Source organism: Acetobacter cerevisiae (assembly GCF_001580535.1).
Classification (GTDB): Bacteria; Pseudomonadota; Alphaproteobacteria; order Acetobacterales; family Acetobacteraceae; genus Acetobacter; species Acetobacter cerevisiae.
Genome location: NZ_LHZA01000143.1, coordinates 33,650 through 56,763, shown reverse-complemented (window position 1 = coordinate 56,763; position 23,114 = coordinate 33,650). Strand labels below are relative to the sequence as shown.

The 23,114-nt window shown below is 59.3% G+C and carries 19 protein-coding genes and 1 pseudogene; 7 read left to right on the top strand and 13 right to left on the bottom strand.

All coding sequences use genetic code 11. The features are described from left to right. A partial coding sequence (gene alr, locus AD928_RS07720) for an alanine racemase (protein ID WP_062249567.1) occupies window positions 1-1,043 on the bottom strand: 1,043 nt, incomplete at its 3' end. 117 nt (window positions 1,044-1,160) lie between these two features. On the opposite strand from alr, the gene AD928_RS07715 reads away from it, so the two are divergent. After that, window positions 1,161-1,613, top strand: a complete 453-nt coding sequence (locus tag AD928_RS07715) for an Lrp/AsnC family transcriptional regulator (protein WP_061502361.1) — start codon at window positions 1,161-1,163, stop codon at window positions 1,611-1,613. 22 nt (window positions 1,614-1,635) lie between these two features. Here AD928_RS07715 and rbfA read toward each other — a convergent pair whose 3' ends face one another. The 5 genes from rbfA to rimP are packed head-to-tail and all read right to left on the bottom strand — an operon-like array spanning window position 1,636 to window position 7,598. Next, window positions 1,636-2,106: a 30S ribosome-binding factor RbfA gene (gene rbfA, locus AD928_RS07710; protein WP_062140997.1), complete on the bottom strand. Its 471-nt coding sequence runs from the start codon at window positions 2,104-2,106 to the stop codon at window positions 1,636-1,638. Continuing rightward, a complete protein-coding gene (gene infB, locus AD928_RS07705) occupies window positions 2,103-4,775 on the bottom strand; it encodes a translation initiation factor IF-2 (protein WP_062249565.1) in 2,673 nt (890 codons plus the stop codon). Before infB ends, rbfA begins: the two co-directional genes overlap by 4 nt. Further along, window positions 4,772-5,425, bottom strand: coding sequence for an RNA-binding protein (locus AD928_RS07700; RefSeq protein WP_062249563.1), 654 nt, complete (start codon window positions 5,423-5,425; stop codon window positions 4,772-4,774). Before AD928_RS07700 ends, infB begins: the two co-directional genes overlap by 4 nt. Window positions 5,426-5,450: 25 nt before the next feature. After that, window positions 5,451-6,983, bottom strand: coding sequence for a transcription termination factor NusA (gene nusA / locus AD928_RS07695; protein WP_062249561.1), 1,533 nt, complete (start codon window positions 6,981-6,983; stop codon window positions 5,451-5,453). A 30-nt stretch (window positions 6,984-7,013) separates the two neighbouring features. After that, window positions 7,014-7,598 (bottom strand): ribosome maturation factor RimP, encoded by a 585-nt coding sequence (gene rimP, locus AD928_RS07690; protein WP_062249559.1) that lies wholly within the window; start codon window positions 7,596-7,598, stop codon window positions 7,014-7,016. Between the two features lie 225 nt (window positions 7,599-7,823). Between rimP and AD928_RS07685 the strand changes: the two genes are divergently transcribed. The 3 genes from AD928_RS07685 (at window position 7,824) to AD928_RS07675 (ending at window position 10,725) form a co-directional block, all read left to right on the top strand. Continuing rightward, window positions 7,824-8,417 (top strand): hypothetical protein, encoded by a 594-nt coding sequence (locus AD928_RS07685; RefSeq protein ID WP_062249580.1) that lies wholly within the window; start codon window positions 7,824-7,826, stop codon window positions 8,415-8,417. After that, the gene (locus tag AD928_RS07680; protein WP_062249557.1) at window positions 8,414-9,697 is read left to right on the top strand and encodes an AAA family ATPase; all 1,284 of its coding nucleotides are present in this window, start codon (window positions 8,414-8,416) and stop codon (window positions 9,695-9,697) included. Before AD928_RS07685 ends, AD928_RS07680 begins: the two co-directional genes overlap by 4 nt. Before the next feature lie 62 nt (window positions 9,698-9,759). Then, entirely contained in the window at window positions 9,760-10,725 is a 966-nt protein-coding gene (locus AD928_RS07675) for a hypothetical protein (protein ID WP_062249555.1), read from the top strand. A 44-nt stretch (window positions 10,726-10,769) separates the two neighbouring features. Here the strand turns inward: AD928_RS07675 and AD928_RS07670 are convergent, their stop codons facing one another. The 4 genes from AD928_RS07670 to acnA form a co-directional block, all read right to left on the bottom strand. Continuing rightward, on the bottom strand, window positions 10,770-11,675 hold the full coding sequence (locus AD928_RS07670; RefSeq protein ID WP_062249553.1) for a LysR family transcriptional regulator: 906 nt from the start codon (window positions 11,673-11,675) through the stop codon (window positions 10,770-10,772). A gap of 226 nt (window positions 11,676-11,901) precedes the next feature. Beyond that, window positions 11,902-13,398: an ABC transporter substrate-binding protein/permease gene (locus AD928_RS07665; protein ID WP_082779810.1), complete on the bottom strand. Its 1,497-nt coding sequence runs from the start codon at window positions 13,396-13,398 to the stop codon at window positions 11,902-11,904. Between the two features lie 62 nt (window positions 13,399-13,460). Then, window positions 13,461-14,207, bottom strand: coding sequence for an amino acid ABC transporter ATP-binding protein (locus tag AD928_RS07660; protein WP_043549388.1), 747 nt, complete (start codon window positions 14,205-14,207; stop codon window positions 13,461-13,463). Between the two features lie 82 nt (window positions 14,208-14,289). Next, entirely contained in the window at window positions 14,290-16,983 is a 2,694-nt protein-coding gene (gene acnA, locus AD928_RS07655) for an aconitate hydratase AcnA (protein WP_062140981.1), read from the bottom strand. Between the two features lie 266 nt (window positions 16,984-17,249). On the opposite strand from acnA, the pseudogene ccmA reads away from it, so the two are divergent. Together ccmA and ccmB are read left to right on the top strand one after the other, a co-directional pair. Continuing rightward, window positions 17,250-17,903 (top strand): annotated as a pseudogene (gene ccmA / locus AD928_RS07650) (heme ABC exporter ATP-binding protein CcmA); the annotation flags it as partial. After that, window positions 17,900-18,568 carry a heme exporter protein CcmB gene (ccmB, locus tag AD928_RS07645; RefSeq protein ID WP_082779376.1) on the top strand — a complete coding sequence of 223 codons (669 nt, stop codon included), beginning with the start codon at window positions 17,900-17,902 and terminating at the stop codon, window positions 18,566-18,568. The pseudogene ccmA and the gene ccmB, both read left to right, overlap by 4 nt. 14 nt (window positions 18,569-18,582) lie before the next feature. On the opposite strand, the gene AD928_RS07640 is transcribed toward ccmB, so the two are convergent. Then, window positions 18,583-19,629, bottom strand: coding sequence for an aldo/keto reductase (locus AD928_RS07640; RefSeq protein ID WP_062249549.1), 1,047 nt, complete (start codon window positions 19,627-19,629; stop codon window positions 18,583-18,585). A gap of 293 nt (window positions 19,630-19,922) precedes the next feature. On the opposite strand from AD928_RS07640, the gene AD928_RS07635 reads away from it, so the two are divergent. Further along, window positions 19,923-20,795 carry a sulfurtransferase gene (locus AD928_RS07635; protein WP_209436674.1) on the top strand — a complete coding sequence of 291 codons (873 nt, stop codon included), beginning with the start codon at window positions 19,923-19,925 and terminating at the stop codon, window positions 20,793-20,795. Between the two features lie 53 nt (window positions 20,796-20,848). Here AD928_RS07635 and AD928_RS07630 read toward each other — a convergent pair whose 3' ends face one another. Beyond that, window positions 20,849-21,565 (bottom strand): YfdX family protein, encoded by a 717-nt coding sequence (locus tag AD928_RS07630; RefSeq protein ID WP_062249545.1) that lies wholly within the window; start codon window positions 21,563-21,565, stop codon window positions 20,849-20,851. A 171-nt stretch (window positions 21,566-21,736) separates the two neighbouring features. Then, entirely contained in the window at window positions 21,737-22,867 is a 1,131-nt protein-coding gene (locus tag AD928_RS07625; protein ID WP_061490982.1) for a type III PLP-dependent enzyme, read from the bottom strand. Between the last annotated feature and the right edge of the window lie 247 nt (window positions 22,868-23,114).

Genomic DNA, 23,114 nt, shown 5'->3' with positions numbered 1-23,114 from the left:
AGCAGATCCACCGTATCGTCTGCGGCAATCTGCCCTTCCGGAACATGGGAAATATCTACGGTCATGGAATCCATTGAAATACGACCGAGAATGGGCAAACGCTGGCCGCCAAACCACGCACAGCCCTTGCCTGCCCCTTGCCGCGCAAAGCCATCCGCGTAGCCTGTGGCAATGGTTGCGACCCGCCGCGGGCCATCCGCCTGCCATGTAAGCCCGTATCCCACCCTGTCCCCTTTGGAGAGCTGACGAATTTGCAGGATATGCGCCTGAAGTTTCACAACAGGCGCCAGCGGATTGGGGCCAGATGTGTTGGGCGCAATGCCATACAGAGCCGCACCGGGACGGACGATGCTCTGGTGAAACGCCTGCCCCAGAAAAATACCTGAGGAGGCCGCGAGACTGAGCGGCGCTTTTGGCAACAGAGCGACATAGGTCTGCAAGGTCTGAAGCTGTTCCGCATTGGCCGGGTTCTCAGGCGTATCCGCACAGGCCAGATGGCTCATAATCAGGCTGAGCGAAATGCCTCGCAACCGCTCAGGCTCCTGCACCAGCGTGCGGACATCCGCTCCGGAAAGCCCAAAGCGGGACATGCCGGTATCCAGCTGCAAAGCTGCATCAAGCGGGCGGCCAAGCTTGTCCGCCAGCGCCTGCAACTGGCTCACCTGTTCCAGAGAATTCAAAACCGGGCGCAAACCAGACCGCACACAGTCTTCCGCAGCCTCAGGCCGCGCCCCATGCAGCACCGTAATCTGCGCTGCAGGAGAGACCCATTGCCGCAGGGCAAGGCCTTCATCCACATGAGCCACAAAGAAGTGCCGCGCCCCGGCCTGCTCCAGCACGGGGGCGACCTGTGCGGCACCCAGCCCATACGCATCAGACTTCACCACGGCGGCACAGAGCGCACCGGGCGTTCTGGCATCCAGCAGACGATAGTTTGCTGCAATGGCCGCGAGATCAATCGTGAGGACAGCGCCGGCCCGATGAGCCGGCCAGTTGGGAGAAACAGAAACACAGGAAGACGCCACAGCAACCACCCAGGACATTTCGATCCCAAAACCTTAACAAAAAACCTATGGCATATCCTGTCGATCAGTCGCATAAAATGCGACATATGCGGCATAATTCTCTATAAAATGCGTAAAAAAGCAGGATATCGCCTTATGATCTTCGACCGCCTGACAGACTCGATTCTACGCCACCTCCAGCATGACGGGCGCATGAGTAATGCCGAGCTGGCCCAGAAAGTTGGCCTCTCCCCGTCCGCTTGTCTGCGTCGGGTAAAAATTCTGGAACAGGAAGGGGTTATTCAGGGTTATCGCGCCATTATTGATAAAAACGCGGTCCACAGCATGTCCACCGTCATTGTGCAGATCACGCTGGAACGCCAGACAGACGACTGCCTGCGCCGCTTTGAAAGCCGCGCGCGGGAATGCCCGGACGTGAAGGAATGCTACCTGATGACAGGCGATGCTGACTATCTGCTGCGCGTAGAAGCGCGCGATATGTCAGACTATGAGCGTATTCATAAAGAAGAATTATCCCGGATGCCGGGTGTGGTGCGGATTCAAAGTAATTTTGCAATCCGCCCCGTTGTTCAGCCCTGGAAGAGCTGAACAGTCAGAAGCCCCGGAAGTCTTAGTCTTCCGGTTCTTCGTCGGCTTGATCTTTAGCCGTCAGATCGCGCTGAACATCCGGGGATTTCAGCAGAGAATCCATATGCATGGCGACATCCAGCGTGGTGTCCGGCTGGAAGTGCAGTTCTGGTGCGGCACGCAGACGCAGCTTGTGCGACATCTGTGTACGCAGCCAGGGCGCCACCCGCTTGAGCGCAGGCAGCAACGCATCAATATCACTGCGGCCCAGACGGGCCACAAAGACAGTGGCGTGTTTAAAGTCAGGAGAAAGCCGGACTTCCGTAACCGTGACCGTGGCATCTGCCAGATCCGGGTCCCGGAAGGTGGTGCGGGCGAACAGTTCCGCCAGCACACGCCGCACTTCTTCGCCCACGCGCAACTGGCGCTGAGACGGCCCTAAAGGAGAAAGACCGGCGAGATACCCCGCCGGCCCTCCAATCCCTGCCTTGCCTGATCCGTTTCGACGGCTCATGCAGGCACCAGTTCGCTTTCAAAGCACTCGACCACGTCACCTTCGCGCAGGTCATTATACCCCGCGAAAGACAGACCGCACTCGTAGCCTTTGGCCACTTCCTTCACATCGTCCTTGAAGCGCTTCAACTGGCTCAGATCACCTTCATGGATCACCACGCCATCACGCAGCAGACGCACACCACAGCCGCGCTTGACCACGCCTTCTGTAATGTAACACCCGGCCACTTTGCCGACCTTGGTAATTTCGAAAACCTTGCGGATTTCGGCATAACCCAGGAACTTCTCGCGATGCTTGGGCGCAATCTTGCCGCGCACCAGCTGTTCCACGTCATCCGCCACCTGATAGATGATGGAGTAGTAGCGAATTTCCACACCCTCGCGCTGGGCGAGTGTACGGGCCTGCGCCGTGGCACGCACGTTGAAGGCAATGATGATGGCATCAGACGCCTTGGCGAACTGCACATCACTTTCCGTGATCTGCCCCACCGTTGCGTTGAGCACCCGCACAGCAACTTCTTCATGCGCCAGCTTGAGGACTGTTGTCTGAATTGCTTCAGCAGAGCCCTGCACGTCGGCCTTGATAAGAACCGCAACTTCTTTCTGCTCACCAGCCTGAATACGGGCCAGCATCTGGTCCAGCGTGCCGCGCGCAGCAACCTGACCAGCAACCTGATGCTCCTTCAGCTTACGCTGACGGAATTCACAGATCTCACGAGCGCGGTTTTCATTTTCCACGACCACAAACGGTGCACCGGCAGACGGCACGCCAGTCAGGCCCAGAATTTCCACCGGCATGGAAGGTGTTGCATCCGCTACCTGACGACCGCGGTCATCAATCAGCGCACGCACACGGCCCCATTCGGAACCCGCCACAACAATGTCGCCCTTATGCAGGGTGCCTTTTTGCACCAGCACAGAGGCCACGGAGCCACGGCCTCGATCCAGACGGCTTTCAATCACCGCGCCTTCAGCAGAGCGATCCGGGTTTGCCTTCAGGTCCAGAATCTCGGCCTGCAGAAGAATGGCTTCTTCCAGCTGGTCCAGACCCAGACGTTTGGTGGCAGACACTTCAACGTCCTGAACGTCACCGCTCATGGATTCCACAACAATCTCGTGGTTCAGCAGTTCCTGCCGCACCCGGTCCGGATTGGCACCCGGCTTATCGATCTTGTTGATGGCCACAATAATCGGCGCATTCGCAGCCTTGGCGTGTTTGATGGCTTCAATCGTCTGCGGCATCACGCCGTCATCCGCAGCAACCACCAGCACCACCACGTCTGTAATAGATGCACCGCGGGCACGCATGGCGGTAAACGCCTCATGTCCAGGTGTATCCAGGAACGTGATTTTCGCGCCGGACTTCAGAGTAACCTGATAGGCACCGATATGCTGGGTAATACCACCGGCTTCCCCTGCGGCCACATCCGTGGTGCGCAGAGCATCAAGCAGGGAGGTCTTACCATGGTCAACATGGCCCATCACGGTCACAACAGGCGGACGAGACTTCAGCTCTTCGGGCTGATCCTCAACACCTTCAATGCCCAGCTCAACGTCGCTTTCGGAAACACGGCGCACACGGTGGCCGAATTCTTCAACGATCAGTTCAGCCGTATCGGCATCAATGCTCTGCGTGACAGTCGCCATAACGCCGTTTTTCATCAGCGCCTTGATGACTTCACCCTGACGGGCGGCCATACGGTTGGCGAGTTCCTGCACGGTAATGGTTTCCGGCAGAATAACATCACGCACCACACGGACCTGATCGGCACGCAGACGTTCGAGTTCAGCCTGACGGCGTTCACGCTCACGCTGGCGACGAACAGATGCGAGTGAACGCGTCTTGTCATCATCACCTTCGATCGCGGCCTGCACGTCAATACGGCCTGCACGACGCCCGGAATCACCCTTGCGGGGACCAGCGCTCTTGCGGTTTGGCGGAGCCCCACCACCCGGACGACGGGAGGGAGCACGACGCGGTTCGTCCTCACCCTCTGCACCACGACCACGCAGACGCAGGGTCTGTGCAGCCGGGGCTTCCGCACCGGCGCCAGTAGCAGGCTGCGGACGCGGCGTTGCCGGTTTGAGCGGACGCGCCGGCATGATGGCGCGTTCAGCCAGAGGCTTCAGGCGGCTAACCGGCGGAGCCAGTGTGACTTCACCCGGGATCGGCACAGCCGACACAACGGGGCCTTTCGGCTCAATCTGCTTGATGGAGTCGATACGAGCCTTACGCTCGGCATCTTCTGCCTCAGCTTCAGCTGCGGCCTGCTCTTCTGCAGCGCGCTTTCCGTCTTCTTCCCGACGACGCGCTTCTTCAGCAGCGGACAGGATCTGAATTTTTTCCTGTTCGCGCCGTTCGGCTTCGCGCCGTTCAGCCTCAGCGGCTGCTTTTGTCTGTTCCGCCAGCACACGCTGGCGCATGGCCAGTTCAGCAGCCGTCAGGGTACGACCACCCCCGGCCCGTCCACCGGCACCTCGTCCACCAGCGCTACCAGGAGTACCGGGGCCACGCTTTTTGCGCACCTCAACCTGTACAACCTTCGAGCGCCCATGGCTGAAACTCTGCCGCACGGACCCGGCATCAACCGTCCGTCCGACTTCCGAACGCCCTGCCGGTCGAAGGGACAGACGCCCCTTACCCTGATCCTGATCCTTGCCTTCGCTCATTGACCCGCCTGTTCACACCCATCCGCCGGAAAGGTCCGACGAACCCGGGAGCCACCATCGGCAACCCCCGAAAAACGCTTATTCTCACAACACAGACGCGAGGCCAGAACCCCGGCCGCCAGCGCCGCATTCACAACTCGCTCCCGCCCAAAAACCTTTGCAAGGTCTTCCGTCGAAAGCGCCTCAACCACGGGGAGGTCCCTGGCGCCCGACACGAGCCGACCAAGTTCATCTCCGCTTCCATCCGATGCGTGAACAATCACGACAGCACGACGCTGTGTGACCCATTCCCGCACCTTCATAAAACCGCTTATGGACTGCCCGGCACGCCGTGCCAGCCCAAGAAGTTCCACCATCCGCCGGTGCAGACCTGCCTCTACCTGAGCAGACAGATCCTCCGGCACCGTAACCTGACACCGCGCAGCCCGTGCGAACACACCGCGTTTGCGGGCCTGTTCTATCACATCCCGCCGGGCGCTCAACCATATTCCCCGACCGGGAAGGCGAGCGTCCAGATCCGGCACCACCACACCAGAGGGTGATACCACAAACCGTATCATCAGGGCAGGCTGCCCCTGCTCACGCGTTACCGCGCAACGCCGCAGGGGACCTTTCTCATCATCATACGCTTCGGGCAAATCACCACTCATTGTTCGTCAGGCCCGAAAGACCTGCTTAGCCCTCTTCCTGACCGGAAGGCTTACCCTCTTCTCCATCAAACCAGTGAGCACGTGCCGCCATGATGATTTCATTGGCAGCATCTTCCTCAATAGCATCGGATCCGAGAATCTCGACAAGCTCGTCACCAGCCAGGTCCGCGAGGTCGTCAAGGGTTTTTACACCTTTTTCGCCCAACGTCACAAGCATCTGGTTTGTGAAGACCCCGAGATTGGCAATATCGTCCGTCACACCAAGCTCACGGCGCTTGGTATCAAGGTTTTCTTCCTGACGCACCAGATAGCCTTCAGCGCGCTGAACCAGCTCACTGACGACCGACTCGTCAAACCCTTCGATCCCAATCAGCTCGTCCGGGTCAGCATAGGCCAGTTCTTCGATCGTGTGGAACCCTTCTGTGACCAGCAGCCCTGCAATGACGTCATCAACGTCCAGCGCTTCCACAAACAGATTGGTCCGACGACGGAATTCTTCCTGACGACGCTCGGATTCTTCAGCCTCGGTCAGGATATCAATATCCCAGCGCGTCAGCTGGCTGGCCAGACGCACGTTCTGGCCACGACGCCCGATGGCCAGCGACAGCTGCTCATCCGGCACCACGACTTCAACGCGCCCAGCTTCTTCATCCATCACCACTTTGCTGACTTCAGCCGGAGCAAGGGCGTTCACCACGAAGGTGGCAGCCTGCGGGCTCCAGGGGATGATATCGATTTTTTCACCCTGCAATTCGGCCACAACGGCCTGCACGCGGGAGCCACGCATACCAACGCAGGCACCGACCGGATCGATGGACGCATCACGGGAGATCACGGCCATTTTCGCACGGGACCCTGGGTCACGCGCCACAGCCTTGATTTCGATGATGCCGTCGTAGATTTCCGGCACTTCCTGCGCAAACAGCTTAGCCAGGAAGGCCGGATGCGTGCGGGACAGGAAGATCTGCGGGCCACGCGGTTCGTCACGCACATCATAGATATACGCACGCACGCGGTCCGAGTTGCGGAACGTTTCACGCGGGATCAGCTCATCACGGCGCAGCAGCGCTTCCGCAGAGCCGATTTCAACCATGAGGTTGCCATACTCGGTCCGCTTGACGGTGCCGTTGATGATCTCGCCTACACGATCCTTGAACTCATTGTACTGGCGCTTGCGCTCATATTCACGCACGCGCTGAACAATCACCTGCTTGGCGGTCTGGGCGGCAATGCGGCCGAAATCAATCGGCGGCAGCGGATCAACCAGATACTCCCCAGCCTTGATTTCCGGCTGGAATTTGCAGGCAATCGCCAGCGGAATCTGAGTTTCTTCGTTCTCTACCGTCTCGACAACTTCCGTCCAGCGAGAAAGACGGACTTCCCCCGTGCGGCGGTCGATTGTCGCGCGAATATCTTTTTCGTGCCCGTATTTTGCACGACCGGCCTTCTGGATGGCCTGCTCCATGGCCTCCAGAACTTCCTCGCGCTCGATTCCCTTCTCGCGCGAGACAGCATCTGCAACCAGCAGCAGTTCAGGACGGGAAACAGAGGTATCCATACTCTCAGCTCTCCAAAGCAGGCGGCTTGATCAGTGTAACTTGCGCCCGGCCGGATCTTCTTCCCCGGCCTTGCTCTTTTCTTCTTCACCCGTCTCAGTCGGGCGCGCCATCTGCGCACTCGCCTCGATCAGGGCATCTGTCAGGACCAGTCTTGCCCGCCGGATTTCTTCCAGCGGCAGCGCGGCCTCGGTCCCATCATCCAGCCGCAGCCGGGCAATACCATCTTCCGCCCCAAGCACAACACCGGAAAACCGGCGGCGGCCATCAATCGGCACCAGCACTTCGGCCTTGGCCTGATGCCCGGCAAACCGGTTCCAGTCCTTGGCACGGGTCAGCGGCCGGTCGATTCCCGCAGACGAGACTTCAAGAGTCCACGCCCCCGGAATGGGGTCTTCCACGTCCAGCACAGCGCCTACTGCATGACTGATACGTTCACAGTCTTCCACGCTGATCAGCGAACCATCGGCACGGTCAGCCATGATCTGCACGGTCGGGCTTTCACGCCCCAGCACCGCAACGCGGACAATTTCATATCCCAGGTCTTCCAGCGTTGGCGCCACAAGGGCGACAAGCCGGGCTTCAAGATCGGAATGAGCAGGCAGATCAGCGTCCAATGCAAAAAAGGCGGCCCGTCAAGGCCACCCCCCAAAATTCTGATTCAATGAAAGGATGATCCTTCATGTAGGGGATACACTGCCAGGCTGCAAGGGCGGAAACAGAGTCGAGCCGCCCCGGCCCGCGAATTCGTGAAAAAGAAATTAATGGGCATGCGTTCTTTTCCGGGCTTTGCTAAGAGCTCAGAACTTGCACTTTCCTGCCCGGGTATGTCTGATTGCTTCATGACTCATTCGCCTGACCCCGCATACAAGGCACAGACGGAAAAAGAGGAAAAACCCTCCCATTTCCGCCTCCTTATGGTGGCGCTTGCCACCTGCGCTCTGGTAGCCGGGGCCGGTTATCATTATTCTGGCTCCAGCACCGGGGAGAGCACCGCTCCTCTTGCCGGGGGTGCTGCGGACCAGAATAGCGGGACCGCGCAGCCGCGCCCCGGCGTGCAGTTTTCCCTCATTGCGCCGGACAAGGCGGCTGATGCGCTGGCCATGTCCAGCTTTTCTGAAAAAGAACAGGCCGATATTCTGGCAGCCGTCAAACGGCGGGAATTGCGGCTGGTGGCTATGCCGATTTTTGATGCAACCGGAGCAGGAGGCACTGTGACCGTGATTTGTGGAACCACACGCCAGACCGTGCTGCTTCAGCCTAAACCAACGGTTCTCATTCTTCCCATTACAGTCGCCGGAAATGTTGATATCATTCCGTCGTCTGACCCCGGTAATGTCGGGATAGGCAGCGGTGTGGTGACCATGTTTGGCCCGCAGGCCCTGCCCATCATGCATCAGGGTGACACACTTGGCCTGACGGTGATTGCGCAATGAAAGGCCTGCTCCCGGCCCTTAACCGGCTGATGCCGCTGATGATGGTCATCTTTCTGGTGCTTGCCAGTGTCCAGATGGCCATCAGCCTGCACCTCTCGCTGGCCTCCCTGACCCACTTCATGGAGTGGTGCGCGCCTGCATGGCCGGTGCTGGCTGCTCTGGGTGGAGTGCTGACAATCGGGGGGCTGTTATTTGAAACACGCGCTGAACGGCTCGCACGCAAGGGCCTTTTACGCCGACGGGGGTGGATGATGGACGTTCTCGCCAGACTGACCAACCGCAACGCGCTGGAAGAAATGCTGGCGCGGGAACAGCGGGAAACAACAATTGATGCCGAGGAACTGGCTGCCAACCTGCGCGCCCGCGTTATCGGGCAGGATCAGGTGTGTGAGGATATTGCCACGCAGCTGCGCCGCCGTCTGGCGCTCCAGGTGCGCGGCAAACCGGTCGGCATCTTCCTGCTGGCAGGCCCACCCGGCACCGGCAAAACCTATCTGGCCAAACAGCTGGCCCGCCAGCTTGAACGCCCTCTGCTGCATTTTGACATGACGCAGATGAGCAGCCCGCATGCCGCCACCCAGCTTTTTGGCTCCCCCAAAGGCTATGTAGGGTCCGACACGTACGGCAAGCTGACCGGCGGCCTGAAGGAAAAGCCGGATGCCGTGGTGCTGCTGGACGAAATTGAAAAAGCCCACCCGGATGTCTTCAAAAAGTTCCTGACTGCCTGGAATGACGGGCATGTGACGGAAGCCTCCACCGGGCAGCAGATTTCCACCGTACGCTGCATTTTTGTGCTGACCTCCAACATTGCCACCGATGCGCTGACGGAAATTGCTGACCGCCTGCATAATGACCCGGACCGCATGCGCGCCGAGTCGGTCGAGGCACTGCGTCAGGCAGGCTTTGCACCGGAAGTGCTCAACCGTCTGGACCGCATTTTTGTGTTCCGCGCCCTGAAGGGGCTGGATATTGCCCGCGTTTCCGCGCTGGAAATCGAAGGTATGATTGAAAGCTACGGCCTGAAAGTGGAAACCGGCGGCATTGATGCCGGGCTGCTGATTGACGTGATGCGCCGCCAGAGCCGCATGGGCGATTCGGCCTCCGCGCGTGATCTGGTGCGCTCCATTGAAGATATGATCAGTGAATCGCTGATTGTGGCCCGCCAGCAAGGGGCAGAGATGGTGCGCATCGTTCGGGAAGACGACGGCACGATTACCGCCAAGATTGCGGATGGTACGCCTGATAATGGTGACGCCATTCATGCCCGCCTGACGCCGTAAGGCCAGTCTTCCCGACTGGCCTTACCTTCCGCCTTTGAACTGTGTGAACTGAGCAACCCGGCATGTCCGCTTTTACCCGCCTCTGGCAACGGGCGCCCCTGTGGCGCACCGCCCTGATTACTACCGGTGTGTGCGGAGTGTTTTCCGTGCTGTTCCCGGCCCCCTGGCTGGTCAATCGGCTGCCTTATTATGGAACGCTGACGTCCAAAGTGGGCCATATGATGGGCCGCTCGGCCACAAGCACGGATGCACAGCCCAACGCAGATGAAGGACGGCGCATGATCTCGCAGCCGCCGATGGATGCGCAGTTTGAAGGCGTAATTCCCTTTGCCGGGCGGCAGCTCCCGCTTCCTGCGGGCAAATGGCATCCGGTCCTGAACTATCAGGATGACGTTGACCACGGAGAGGTGCTGACCTCCATCTTCGTGCGTTCAGAACAGGGGGCCGTCACCGGCTTCATCATTGCGCAGGCCACGACGCAATCTCTCCCGACCTCTGAAACAGAACAGTTGCCAGCCCAGTGCCACAACACCTTTAACTTTACGGTGGGAGACCTGCCGCAGGACGGCAACCGGACAGAATGCTGGATGACGTCCCCCATCAAGGTGGCCAACAATTTGTTCCTCACATCCAATCAGGCTCTGCAGGGTATGATGAGCAGCCCGCTCTTCATCCCGCCTGCCCTGCAACGACTGGGCATGATGGGCTTTCAGCTCCCGCCGGTGCTGGTGGATGCGGCATGGACGCGCATTGAAAAAAGTAAATCTGGAAAAGGCGTGGATTTTGCGACCATTCACACCCTGATCAGCCCGGCGCTGCCCGGCCCGAAAGCGACTGTGCCGGGCTCCCCGGAGAACTGGTCACATGGTGGTATGGCGGACGCGCCTGTGGTGGCTGATTTTGTAGGCCGGACCGATAACTGGCTGAAAGGCTGGCTGCCTTACCTGCGCAAGAGTTACAAAGGCGAGATGGACAGCAGCGTTCCTCTGCCGCCAGCCGTTGCCACAGACCCCGGCTTTCATAGCTAAAAGGGCGGTGCAGTGGGCGGCATTGGCCCGCCCACAACGTCCGGTCAGCCAGACAGATCGTCCCGCAGGACTTCTGAAGAGACTTCCACCAGAAAATCCAGAACTGTCCGGGTGCGGAGCGGCAATGTGCGCGGGCCGGTATGCACGGCATAGAAGGGCAGATTGGGAATACGCCAGTCCGGGAAAAGCCGGACGAGCTTGCCTTCCTCTACACCCTCACGCACCTGAAATTCCGGCAGCAGGCCAATCCCGATATCCGCCAGAACGGCAGACAGAACGGCCTCGCTACTATTAGCGCGGAACACGGTAGACGGTGCGATAACGCTTTCTTCCTCATCCCGGAACAGGTGCCAGTCATGCCGGCCGCCGCCATAGTTATAGACAATGGCAGGATATTCCGGGAGATCTCTGGGGTGTTCCGGCGTACCACAGCGGGCCAGACAGGCCGGAGAGGCGACCAGCCACTTACGGACCACACCCAGCTTGCGGGCAATCAGGGAGCCTTCGGCAATGTCGCCAACGCGGACGGCCAGATCCAGCCCTTCTTCCACAAGATCCCCAAACCCATCGCGGATCACAACTTCGACGGAAAGATCGGGGTGCCGTTCCAGCAGCTCACCCAGACGGCTGGTGAAATACAGCCCGAAGGCCGTTGTCATTCCTAACCGGACCAGACCGGAGACAGACGCCCTCCGGCGGCCCAGAACGGTTTCTGCCGTTTCCAGAATTTCCAGCACTTCGTACGCATGCGGAAGCAGGCTGCGCCCGTCTTCCGTCATCATCAGGCTGCGGGTGGTACGCGCGAACAGCGTTGTGCCGTAATGCGCTTCCAGCAACGCAATATGGCGGGAAATCGTCGGTTGACTAACCCCTGTCTCTCGCGAAACAGCGGAAAAGGAGCCTGTGGCCGCCACGCGGACAAAGCTGTGCAATGCTGAAAGAAGATCCATTCAATCCCGGACTTTTTTGCAGAAATTCCGCCATAACCCGCCGCCACCCTCAGGATAATCGGACCGGACAGCCCGGTTCTTGCGCCGCGTCCTACACCCTCAGACAGAAACAGATGATAACCCAAACCTATCAGGTTATTTGTGTCATTTGTGAAGCATGCTCCTGAGAGAGACAATATAGTGAGTTCTCGGCCCCGCCATGCCCTAAGCGCATTGGCAGGCGGGTTTAACGCCGCCTGATATGGGGTTGAGAGAGTTTTTTCTCCGCCATCCGAGCCAGCCGGACAAACGGCAGACCCAGCAGAAGATACGCCCCGCCAACCATCAGACCCGTACCAAAATAGTCAAAGTAGGTCGAGGAAAGACGGATATAGGTCTGCGTCAGTTCTGTAAGGGTAATCACGCTGACCAGCGAGGAATCCTTCAGCAGAGAAATGAAGTCATTCGTCATGACCGGCATCACCAGCCGGAAGGCCTGCGGCACGACCACGTAGCGGAGCGCCTGCACGTGCGTCATATTCAGCGCGAGAGCTGCTTCCATCTGCCCGCGCGCGACGGACTGCAACCCGGCCCGATAATTTTCCGCTTCATACGCAGCGTAGTTCAGCCCAAGGGCCAGCACTCCGGCCACAAACGGGGTCAGGTTCAGGCCACATTGCGGCAGACCGTAAAAAATCAGCAAAATCTGGATCAGCAGTGGCGTGCCACGCACAATCTCAACATAGAGCGAAGAGAGCGTGGCCAGCGGAGCCGGGCCATAGAGCCGTAGCAAGGCAAGCGTCAGCCCCAGCCCGACAGCCAGCACCATGGCACACAGAGAGACCAGAAGGGTGAGCACAGCCCCTTTGGCCAGCAGTGGCAGGAAGCTTGCATAACGCGCCACTTTGGCGTGCCAGCCGGAAGAGCCGTGCAACGCGGCTACGTAATCATTCCAGCTTGTCGGCTCGATTTCTGGTGTGGAGGCATCTTCAGCCCAGGCCGCTGTCTGCGGCGTCCACAAATTCCAGCGCGCCAGAATACGGTGCAGGCTGCCATCTTTCTTCATGGCTTCCAGAGCGGTATTCACCTGCTCCCGCAGCGCGGCATTCTTCCCTTTGGCAAAGGCAATCCCGTAGGAGACCGTGCCAATCGGCTCACCCACCACCAGAAGGTCCGGGTTGGTCGCGCCGTAATACTGGGCAATCGGGCCATCGATCAGCACCGCATCCGTGCGGCCATTGACCAGATCCATAAAAACATTGGTCTCTTCATCATAGGTGCGGACCTGCACCTGCGGATGATTGGCCAGAATGCGCTCCGCCTGCGTGGCCTTGATGGTGCCGACAACATGGCCATTCAACGCATCGAGCCCGGTCAGAGCCGGACCATTGCGCCGCACCACAATCCGCTCAGACGTCACATAATACGGCGCGCTGAAATCAATCCCTTCGGCATGCTCGGGCGTGATCTCAATCCCGCAGATCACCATCTCATACAGGCCGCGCTGGAGGCCGGGGATCAGACCATCCCAGTCATTCTGCACAAATTGCAGGGGCGTGTGGATATGCTCGCCCAGAGACTGCATCAGGTCATATTCAAACCCGGTCAGGCGGGACTGATCATTCAGATCGTGAAAGGTATAGGGCACATCCGCCGAGGCATCGGCCGCCCAGCGCAAAGGCTGTTCCGCACGGGCAGCCTGAGGGGCCACGCCCCCTGCCCCGGCCAGCAGCACCAGAACCATTGCGCACACAATCCACTGTGGAACGGTTAGAAAACGGGCCAGATGGCGCCGCATGCCGTGTTTCACAAAACAGTCCTCAAAAAGCGCCGTGTCCGATCATCCGCCGGATTAACACACAGGGTTTCCGGGGGGCCAGATTCAATAATGTGGCCGCCATCCATATAAACAATTGTGTCCGAAGCCACCTGCGCAAAACGCATATCGTGCGTCACAATAATCTGCGTCATGCCTTCATCATCCAGCTTGCGCATCACGCCCAGCACTTCCTCCGCCACAATGGGGTCCAGTGCCGAGGTCGGTTCGTCATACAGCATGATCTCCGGCCGCATGGCCAGCGCGCGCGCAATGGCCGCCCGCTGCTGCTGCCCGCCGGAGAGAGAAACAGGGTAACGCTGCGCCACACGGCCCAGCCCGACCTTTTCCAGCAGAGCCATGGCTTCATCCCGCTCGGCAGGTCCGGTCTCGCGCTTTACAACACGCGGGCCAAGCAGGACGTTATCAAGCACGCTCAGATGCGGGAAAAGATTAAAACTTTGAAAAACCATGCCCACATGGGTGCGGAGCCGATGGGCCACATGCTCATCCGCACGCCGCCAGGGGCCGCCGTCCCGCGCAATGGTCACTCCCATGGCGTTAATGGTGCCACGGTCGGGAATTTCCAGAAAATTCAGGCAACGCAGAAAAGTCGATTTCCCGCACCCTGAGGGGCCGATGATGGAGACCAGCTCCCCCTTGCGTACCTGAAGGGAGACGCCCCCAAGAATGGCACCGTCCCCAAAGCTTTTGTGAATATCCTGTGCGTCGAGCACAACAGGTTCATTTTCAAGGCAAAAAGCCGGCCCGGAGTTATCCGGGCCGGCATTCTGATGTTCCGATGGAACAAGAAAATCGTCAGGCAGCTTTGGTCATCCCACGCAACACATACTGGAGAATGCCACCATGCCGGTAATACTCAACTTCGTCCAGTGTATCGACGCGGCACAGAAGCTCCACATCCTGCGTAGACCCATCAGCCCGCGTAATCGTCATGGTGACGTCCATACGCGGCGTGATTTTTTCCAGCCCTTTGATGGTGATGGTCTCATCACCCTTCAGGTTCAGGGTCTGGCGCGTCACGCCATCCTTGAACAGCAGGGGCAGCACGCCCATGCCCACAAGGTTGGAGCGGTGGATACGCTCAAAGCTTTCTGCAATCACAGCCTTGATGCCCAGCAGCAGGGTGCCTTTGGCCGCCCAGTCACGCGAGGACCCCATGCCGTATTCCTTGCCACCAAACACAACCAGAGGGGTGCCCTCTTTCTTGTATTCCATGGCGACATCATAGATCGCGCCTTCCTTGCCATCCGGGAAGTGCCTGGACAGTCCCCCTTCCGTGCCGGGCAGCATCTCGTTCTTGATGCGGATATTGGCAAAGGTGCCACGGACCATCACGCGGTCATTCCCGCGGCGTGAGCCGTAGGAGTTGAAGTCCCGCGGCTCCACACCGTGTTCCATCAGATACCGGCCAGCCGGAGAGTCTTTCTTGATGGCACCGGCCGGAGAAATATGGTCGGTCGTGATGTTGTCACCCAGCAGCGCCAGAATACGGGCGTTCTCAATGTTGCCCGGCGCGGTGGGTTCGTGCGTGATGTCCTTGAAGTACGGCGGATCCTGCACGTAGGTGGATTTGGAATCCCACTTGTAGGTTTCAGACCCGGTGGCCACCTTGAGGTCCTGCCACTCCTTCGTGCCCTTGGACACGTTCTTGTAGCGCTGGATAAACTCTTCACGGTTGATGGACGAGCCGATCAGGTCCGCGATTTCCTTGTTGGAAGGCCAGATATCTTTCAGATAGACGGGCTTGCCATCCTTGGATGTGCCCAGTGGCTCCGTGGTGATATCCTTCCGCATGGTGCCCAGCAGAGAGTAGGCAACCACCAGCGGCGGGCTGGCAAGATAGTTGGCCCGCACGTTGGGGGAAATACGGCCCTCAAAGTTACGGTTACCAGACAGAACAGACACCGCAACGAGGTTGTTGTTCTCAATGGCGTCCACAATGTGAGACGGCAGCGGACCGGAGTTCCCGATACAGGTGGTGCAGCCATACCCCACCGTGTTGAAGCCCAGTGCGTCCAGATCTTCAGACAGTTTGGAACGGTCCAGATAGTCCGTCACCACCTGAGAACCGGGAGCCAGAGAGGTCTTCACCCACGGTTTCGGCTTCAGGCCAAGAGCGCGCGCCTTGCGGGCCACCAGACCCGCGGCAATCAGCACCGCCGGATTGGAGGTGTTGGTGCAGGACGTGATCGCGGCAATGACGATATCGCCTTGACCAATTTCATAATTGGTCCCGGCCACCGGCACTTTCTTGTTCGCGTCGTTCGCCGGCACGCCCAGAGAAGAGGTCAGTTCTTTTTCAAACGCCGTCTTGGCTTCCTTCAGCACCACACGGTCCTGCGGGCGTTTAGGGCCGGAGATGGACGGCACAACCGTGGACAGGTCGAGTTCCAGAATATCGGTAAAGACCGGTTCCGGCGTTTCTGCCGTGCGGAACATGTCCTGCGCGCGCAGATATTCTTCCGTCAGTTTAATGCGGTGTTCGTCACGGCCGGTTTCACGCAGGAAGTCCAGCGTGAGCGTATCAACCGGGAAGAAGCCACAGGTTGCGCCATATTCCGGAGCCATGTTGGCAATGGTCGCACGGTCAGCCACCGGCAGGTGGTCCAGAGCCGGGCCAAAGAACTCAACAAATTTGCCAACCACGCCCTTTTTGCGGAGCATCTGGGTGACTGTCAGCACCAGATCGGTCGCCGTCGCCCCCTCAGGCATCTTGCCCGTCAGGCGGAAGCCGATCACATCCGGCACCAGCATGGCAATCGGCTGGCCGAGCATGGCGGCTTCAGCCTCAATACCGCCAACACCCCAGCCCAGCACGCCAAGGCCGTTGATCATGGTGGTGTGGCTATCCGTGCCATACAGTGAGTCCGGATAGACATACTCTTTGCCGTCCACATTCGCGGTCCAGGCAACCTGAGCGATATATTCCAGGTTCACCTGATGGCAGATGCCGGTATCCGGCGGCACGACCGAGAAATTCTCGAACGCTTCCTGACCCCAGCGCAGGAACGCATAACGCTCACCATTGCGCTCAAATTCCAGCGTGATGTTTTTCTGCAGCGCGTCCTGCGAACCGTAGACGTCCACCATCACGGAGTGGTCAATCACCAGATTGACCGGCACCAGCGGGTTCACCTTCTGGGGGTTGCCGTTCAGCTTCACAATCCCGTCGCGCATGGCAGCAAGGTCAACCACTGCCGGCACGCCGGTGAAGTCCTGCATCAGAATGCGAGAGGGCTTGAATGGCACCTCCTTGCTGCTGTGGCCTTCCGGCAGCCAGCCGGCAATCGCCTTGGCGTCATCCACACTGTAGGAATGGCCGTCTTCAAAGCGCAGCACATTTTCCAGCAGCACTTTCAGCGAAACAGGCAGACGGCTGACGTCGCCAATGGTCTTTGCCGCTTCCGGAATGGAAAAATAATGATAGGTCTTGCCATCAACCGAGAGCGTGCGACCTGTCTTGAGTGAATCGTGCCCAACCGTCTTCATAGTTACCCTTCTCCCCGATCACAGCCGATGGCTGGTGATACGTTCCGGAGCCGGCACGCCGCCAGGTGCGGCGTTTTGCGCTCACCCGGTCTTCCGGGCGGCCGGCTTGATATCCCGATGACGTTAGAACATACCGGCAGTCTGGCGCGGCACAAGCGGGCTGGCGACCACGAGAACGCGAGCAGGCCCGCTTTGGCGGTGTTTAACTGGTAACAATAAGGAGAAGTCCCATCTCCGAGCTTTCTTCTGATGCCACACCCCGGCTGGTGGCAGAGTCTCTCTCGGTTTTCCGGGGGGATCGGCTGGTGCTGGATGATGTCAGCCTGACGCTGGAGCGCGGCGGCGCGCTGCTGCTCACAGGCCCCAATGGCGCTGGCAAGTCCACTTTACTGCGGGTTCTGGCCGGATTACGCCGCCCGGATGGCGGCGCTCTGCTGTGGGATGGTGAGCCCATTACGCATGACCGCACGGCCCATGCGGCCCGCGTAGCCTATCTGGGGCATCAGGATGCGTTAAAGCCCAGCCTGACGGTGCGGGAAAATCTGGCCCTGTTCGCCCGTGCCGGAGGCGGTGACATGGATGCCGCCCTGAAAGCAGTGGATCTCCTGCATCTTTCCACCCTGCCCGCCCGCCTGCTGTCTGCTGGCCAGAAGCGCCGTACGGCCCTCGCCCGCGTGCTGCTGGCGCAGGCTCCACTGTGGCTGCTGGATGAGCCAAGCCTCGGGCTGGACGCCGCTGCTGTAGAACTGCTGGGGCAGGCTATCGCCACCCACCGCGCACAAGGCGGCCTTGTGGTCGCCACAACGCATGTGCCTCTGCCTTTAGGAGAGGTCAGCCATCTGGCGCTGCCCGGTATGCCGGACCAGAGCCGTGGGTGGTGGGGTGCTGACGAGACTGACCTGAGAGGAGATGCCGCATGATGGGCCTGTTTTGCGCTCTGGTTGCCCGGGACCTGCGGCTGGCTCTGCGCCACGGGGCCGACACGCTGGGCGCAGTCCTCTTCTTTATTCTGACGGGCACGCTGTTTCCGTTAGCCCTTGGCCCCTCACCGGATCTGCTGCGCCATATGGCCCCCGGCATTATCTGGGTCTGTGCCCTGCTGGCAGCCCTGCTGCCGCTGGACCGTTTATTTGGCGCGGAGCTGGAAGACGGATCACTTGATCAGCTTCTGCTACTGGGCCTGCCGCCGTCACTGGTGGCCCTCGCTAAAATCACCGCACACTGGCTGACCACCGGCGTCCCGCTGCTGCTGGCTGCGGTGCCACTGGCCATCATGCTCGGCCTGCCCACCTCCACCCTGCCTATTTTGCTGGCGGGGCTGCTGCTGGGGTCCATGGTGCTGTCTCTTATCGGCGGCATGGGGGCTTCCATTGTGCTGGGAGCCCGACGCGGCGGTGTGCTGTTGCCCCTGCTGGTGCTGCCACTCATTACACCAGCACTGATTTTTGGCGCCGCCGCCATTGATGCCGCCCGCACCGGCCTGCCATGGGCACCGGATCTGGAATTGCTGGGGGCCTTTCTGGCTGCCGCCATTCCCCTTTGCCCGCTGGCTGCCGGGGCCGGATTACGGGCCGCGGTGGAATAACCCCGCCCCCCCCTTTACGGAGCCGGGTTGGAATGCACCTGATGAATGGCGTTGATTTTCTCTTCCAGCTCCGGCGTGATCTGCACCTTTACTGAGGTCAGAGCCGTCATGAGCTGCTCCACGCTGGTTGCGCCGATGATGTTGGATGTCACAAACGGACGGGAGGTTACAAACGCCAGTGCGAACTGCACCGGGTCAATCCCCTCGGCCTTCGCAAGGTTCATGTAGGCTTCCACCGCGACATCCACACCCGGCTTTTCATAACGCTGCCCGCGATTAAACAGCGTGGTGCGCGCCCCCGCAGGCCGTGCGCCGTTCAGATATTTTCCGGTCAGATAGCCCTGCGCCAGCGGAGAGTAAGCCAGCAGGCTAACCTTCTCCCGCAGGGCCATTTCCGCCAGACCAATTTCGAAAGTTCTGTTGATCAGATTATAGGCGTTCTGAATGGATGCCACGCGCGGCGTCCCCTCTCTGGCGCAGGCCAGAGACTTGGCCACACCCCATGCTGTTTCATTCGACAGGCCGACATGGCGGATCTTGCCTTCCGCCACGAGGTCGCCCAGCACACCCAGCGTTTCTTCCAGCGGCACTTCTTCAGCGTCCGAGACGGTTGTAAAAGTTGTGCCACCTTCGCCAAACAAACCGATTTTCCGGTCCGGCCAGTGCAGCTGATAGAGGTCGAGATAGTCCGTACCCAGCCGCCGCAGGGAATGCTCCAGCGCATAGCGAATCTGGCGCGGGGTCAGACGCGCTTCCTCCCCACCGGCCCGGAACCACGGGGAGGAACTCCGCCCGACAACCTTGCTGGTCAGAATAATCTTGTCGCGGCTGCCACGGGCTTTCAGCCAGCTACCCACAATGGTTTCCGTCGCCCCATAGGTCTCGGCACGCGGTGGAATGGAATAAAGCTCGGCGGTATCAATAAAGTTGACGCCATGCTCCAGCGCCAGATCCAGCTGCGCGTGGCCTTCAGCTTCCGTATTCTGCTGACCAAACGTCATGGTGCCCAGGCAGATTTCACTGACCAGAATGCCGGTGCGGCCAAGTTCACGATACTGCATGCCCTAATCCCTTCGGAGTGTTTGAAGAAAATTCTATCCTGAAAAGGCTAATCTTCCCAGCGTAGCCCCTGAGAAGAACAGCCGCACACGTCCACCAGACCAGCTTTGAAACTGTCTGAATCCTGAAAAAATGTTTAGCCGGTTACCGGACAGAGCGCTGAAACCCGCCCAGCTCTTCACAAACCCGATAGCGTCCTGCCTGCCTCATAACGGCACCGCATGTGCAGGCCTACAGGTGTCTTACCGGGGCTGTTAGAGTCTGCGATCTCAAACAGTTGTGGAGAAACCGAATGCTGGACACTGTCCTTTTTTCACCCAAACAGGTTCAGGAGCTCATCTCCACGGGCAACGCCGTTTTTATTGACGTGCGTGACCGCAAGGATTTTGAGGCAGGCCACCTGCCCGGTGCCGTCAATATGCCGGATATTTTCACCTATCTTGCAGAAACGACGGACGATGGCCTCAAGACCCTTCAGGACAAATTTGTTGACCTGTTCTCGGACTATGGTCTGGACGGCAAAAAAACAGCCATCATTTACGAAGACGCTCTGCATACGCGCTATGGCGGCTCATGCCGTGGCTACTGGATTTTGAAGTATCTGGGCTACCCGAAAGTGGGCATTCTTGATGGCGGCCTGATGGCATGGAAACAGGCTGGCGGCGCTCTGACAACGGAAACCACCAAGCCAGAGCGGACAGTTTTCCCGATCAGCATTCAGCCGAACCTGATGGCGACCTATCAGGATGTTCTGCATGCCCTGACGAACCCGAACGTCAAACTGCTGGACAACCGTGACAAAGTGGAATGGCTGGCAGAAAGCTCTTCCCCTTACGGTGTGGATTTCGCCCCGCGCAAAGGCCGCATCCCCGGTGCTGTGTGGATCGAATGGTATGACTTCATGAAAGTCTCTGACGGACAGGCCTCTTTTCGGCCCAGAGAAGACATTCTTGACCTCGCCGCGTCCCGTGGTCTGACGCCAGACGATGATATTATCATCTACTGTTTCAAGGGTGCCCGGGCCGCCAACACCTATGTTGCGCTCTCTCAGGCTGGTTTCAAAAAGCTGCGGATTTATATGGGCTCCTGGAACGAGTGGTCCCGCAACCCTGAGCTGCCGATTGAGGGTGGCATCCCCAAAGCTGCCGCTCCGTTAGAAAACGCATAAGAAAAAGCCCCGGTTACAGATACGTAACCGGGGCTTGCTCTCAAAGCAGCGTCTTATTTTGCCTGCGGAGCGGCCGGACCCTGCTGCGGCACAGCCTGAACATTGACGGACGCATAACGCACAGCGTTTTCCGCGTCCCGTAATGCTTCACTGGCTTTATACGGATTGCTCTTGATGAATTTGGCCGCTTTGGCCACATCCTTGCGGGTCTGCTCAAGCGGCACTGCGGCAATAATATAGTCCGCATCAATCCCGGAAACTTTCAGCACATCCCCGGCCCGCGCGGTATTCCCGGCCCGCAGGTGACGGTTGGCCGCCGCAACGGCCGCATTTTTTTCCGGGGTGGGTTCGATCGCCTCGTCCAGCACCAGCTCGCCATCAATCGGCAGCCAGGCCACTGGCGTGCTGTTGGCGGATGCTGCATGGGTGGACGTTGTTGCTTTTGTCTTGCTGGGCTGCAATTCGGTTTCCGCTTTCTGGAAAGCTGTGTTGTCCACACGCGCACGTTCCAGCGCCATATTGGCATCGGCAATCAGACGGCCAGCGGCGTCCAGATCCCCGTCAAAAATCGCCTGACGCGCCAGCCCGATATCTTCCGAGGCAGTACCGCCGTCTACGGAAAGCCGTCCAAAATCCTGCGCCGCCGCATCGGCAACCGTAGGGGGAGCGGACACGGTGGGCGTTGCTGTGCTGGTGGTCTGAGCAAAACCCGGAACCACAGAGGTTGCAGAGGCCAGAAGGGCCGCCAGCAGCAGTCGTGTTTTTTTCATGAGATCTCTCCAGACTCATCATCAAAGGTCGCAGGAGTGTTGAGCCAGATCAGCACTCCTGCAAAGGCAGGCCCGCACAAGGCTGGGCTGCCGTCCTGTCTGGTCAGAGCCGTAGAGGCATAAAACAAGGGTGGCAGGCCCATAAGAGACCAGCCACCCCCTTGGAACATATCAGATATAATGTTCCGTCAGCGGTAGGAAACCGTTGAACCGGGTGGAGCAATAGGTGGACACATAGGCACCGGTGGCATCCAGTTCCACCTGCTCACCCGCTTCCAGCCCCAAAGGCAGCTCATAGGCTGTCTTTTCATACATGATGTCCGCACCGTCACAGGTCGGGCCGGCGATAGCGACCGGGCCGGTGGGCGAGCCATCACGCGGGGTGCGAATGGCGTAGCGAATAGCCTCGCCTTCCGTTTCCGCCAGACCGCCAAAGCGGCCAATGTCCAGATAGACCCAGCGCGGCCCGTCTTCCCGCCCACGGCGGCTGACCAGAACCACTTCTGAGCGCACAACCCCGGCCTCACCCACAATAAAACGGCCCGGCTCAACCAGCATTTCCGGCAGTGCATTACCGAAATGGGTGGTCATGGCGTGGCTGATGGCCTGCGCGAAGTGGTCAATTTCCGGCACATCGGCCCGGTAGCGCACCGGAAAACCACCACCCAGATTAACCATCCGCAGGTCCAGCCCGGCCGCGCTGAGGTCTGTAAACAGGGCGGCCACACGGGCAATCGCCACCTCATACGCATCGGAGGAGAGCTGCTGGCTGCCGACGTGGAAGGACAGACCATACGGGTCCAGCCCCAGTTCCCGCGCCAGAAGCATCAGCTCCCGCGCGGAGTCGAGCGTGGTGCCAAACTTGCGGGAAAGGGGCCATTCCGCGCCGTCATTATCCACCAGCAGGCGGCAATAGACGCGGGAGCCCGGGGCATGCGCCGCCAGCTTTTCCAGCTCTTCCCGGCAATCAAATACGTACATCCGCACGCCAGCCTCATAGGCCGCGCGAATAGCGGAGACTTTTTTGACCGTATTGCCGAAGGAAATTGCATCCGGCGCGGCACCCGCTTCCAGACACAGAGACACTTCCTCCCAGGAGGCCGCGTCAAAGCAGGACCCCAGCCCCACCAGCCGATTCAGAATCGGCATGGCCGGGTTGGCCTTGACGGCATAATACACCCGCGCATGCGGCAGAGCGCTTGTCAGGGCATGATAACGAGCCTCGACCTGATCGACATCGACGACGAGGCAAGGTGTTGCTGGCTTTTGCTCAGCGAAAAAACGGGCAATTTTGGGATTCATCCCACCCATTCCCCCAAAATAAGGCTCCATCGCTTTTGGTAAATACGCGAGGAGGAGTTGCGAAACGGTCTAACGGACCAGCGACCAGAGAAGGGCTCCAAACAGCGGAACCCCGATTGCCAGAACGCTTGACGTCGTTGCGTAACCTCAGAGGGCCAGTGGCACGTGCGTTGCTGCGTAGGGGGGTGCATATGAGGCCAGAACGTCACAAGTGCAAGTCAAAAAAAGGCCTGTTTTAAAAAAACGT

Bases quoted from the DNA above. Each gene is read 5' to 3' on its own strand.
- AD928_RS07680 (WP_062249557.1), top strand. From the start codon at position 8,414: ATGAAAGGCCTGCTCCCGGCCCTTAACCGGCTGATGCCGCTGATGATG.
- AD928_RS07630 (WP_062249545.1), bottom strand. From the start codon at position 21,565: ATGAAAAAAACACGACTGCTGCTGGCGGCCCTTCTGGCCTCTGCAACC.
- AD928_RS07685 (WP_062249580.1), top strand. From the start codon at position 7,824: ATGACTCATTCGCCTGACCCCGCATACAAGGCACAGACGGAAAAAGAG.
- infB (WP_062249565.1), bottom strand. From the start codon at position 4,775: ATGAGCGAAGGCAAGGATCAGGATCAGGGTAAGGGGCGTCTGTCCCTT.
- AD928_RS07625 (WP_061490982.1), bottom strand. From the start codon at position 22,867: ATGAATCCCAAAATTGCCCGTTTTTTCGCTGAGCAAAAGCCAGCAACA.
- rbfA (WP_062140997.1), bottom strand. From the start codon at position 2,106: ATGAGCCGTCGAAACGGATCAGGCAAGGCAGGGATTGGAGGGCCGGCG.
- nusA (WP_062249561.1), bottom strand. From the start codon at position 6,983: ATGGATACCTCTGTTTCCCGTCCTGAACTGCTGCTGGTTGCAGATGCT.
- AD928_RS07665 (WP_082779810.1), bottom strand. From the start codon at position 13,398: ATGGTTCTGGTGCTGCTGGCCGGGGCAGGGGGCGTGGCCCCTCAGGCT.
- ccmB (WP_082779376.1), top strand. From the start codon at position 17,900: ATGATGGGCCTGTTTTGCGCTCTGGTTGCCCGGGACCTGCGGCTGGCT.
- AD928_RS07640 (WP_062249549.1), bottom strand. From the start codon at position 19,629: ATGCAGTATCGTGAACTTGGCCGCACCGGCATTCTGGTCAGTGAAATC.
- AD928_RS07700 (WP_062249563.1), bottom strand. From the start codon at position 5,425: ATGAGTGGTGATTTGCCCGAAGCGTATGATGATGAGAAAGGTCCCCTG.
- AD928_RS07670 (WP_062249553.1), bottom strand. From the start codon at position 11,675: ATGGATCTTCTTTCAGCATTGCACAGCTTTGTCCGCGTGGCGGCCACA.
- AD928_RS07675 (WP_062249555.1), top strand. From the start codon at position 9,760: ATGTCCGCTTTTACCCGCCTCTGGCAACGGGCGCCCCTGTGGCGCACC.
- acnA (WP_062140981.1), bottom strand. From the start codon at position 16,983: ATGAAGACGGTTGGGCACGATTCACTCAAGACAGGTCGCACGCTCTCG.
- AD928_RS07715 (WP_061502361.1), top strand. From the start codon at position 1,161: ATGATCTTCGACCGCCTGACAGACTCGATTCTACGCCACCTCCAGCAT.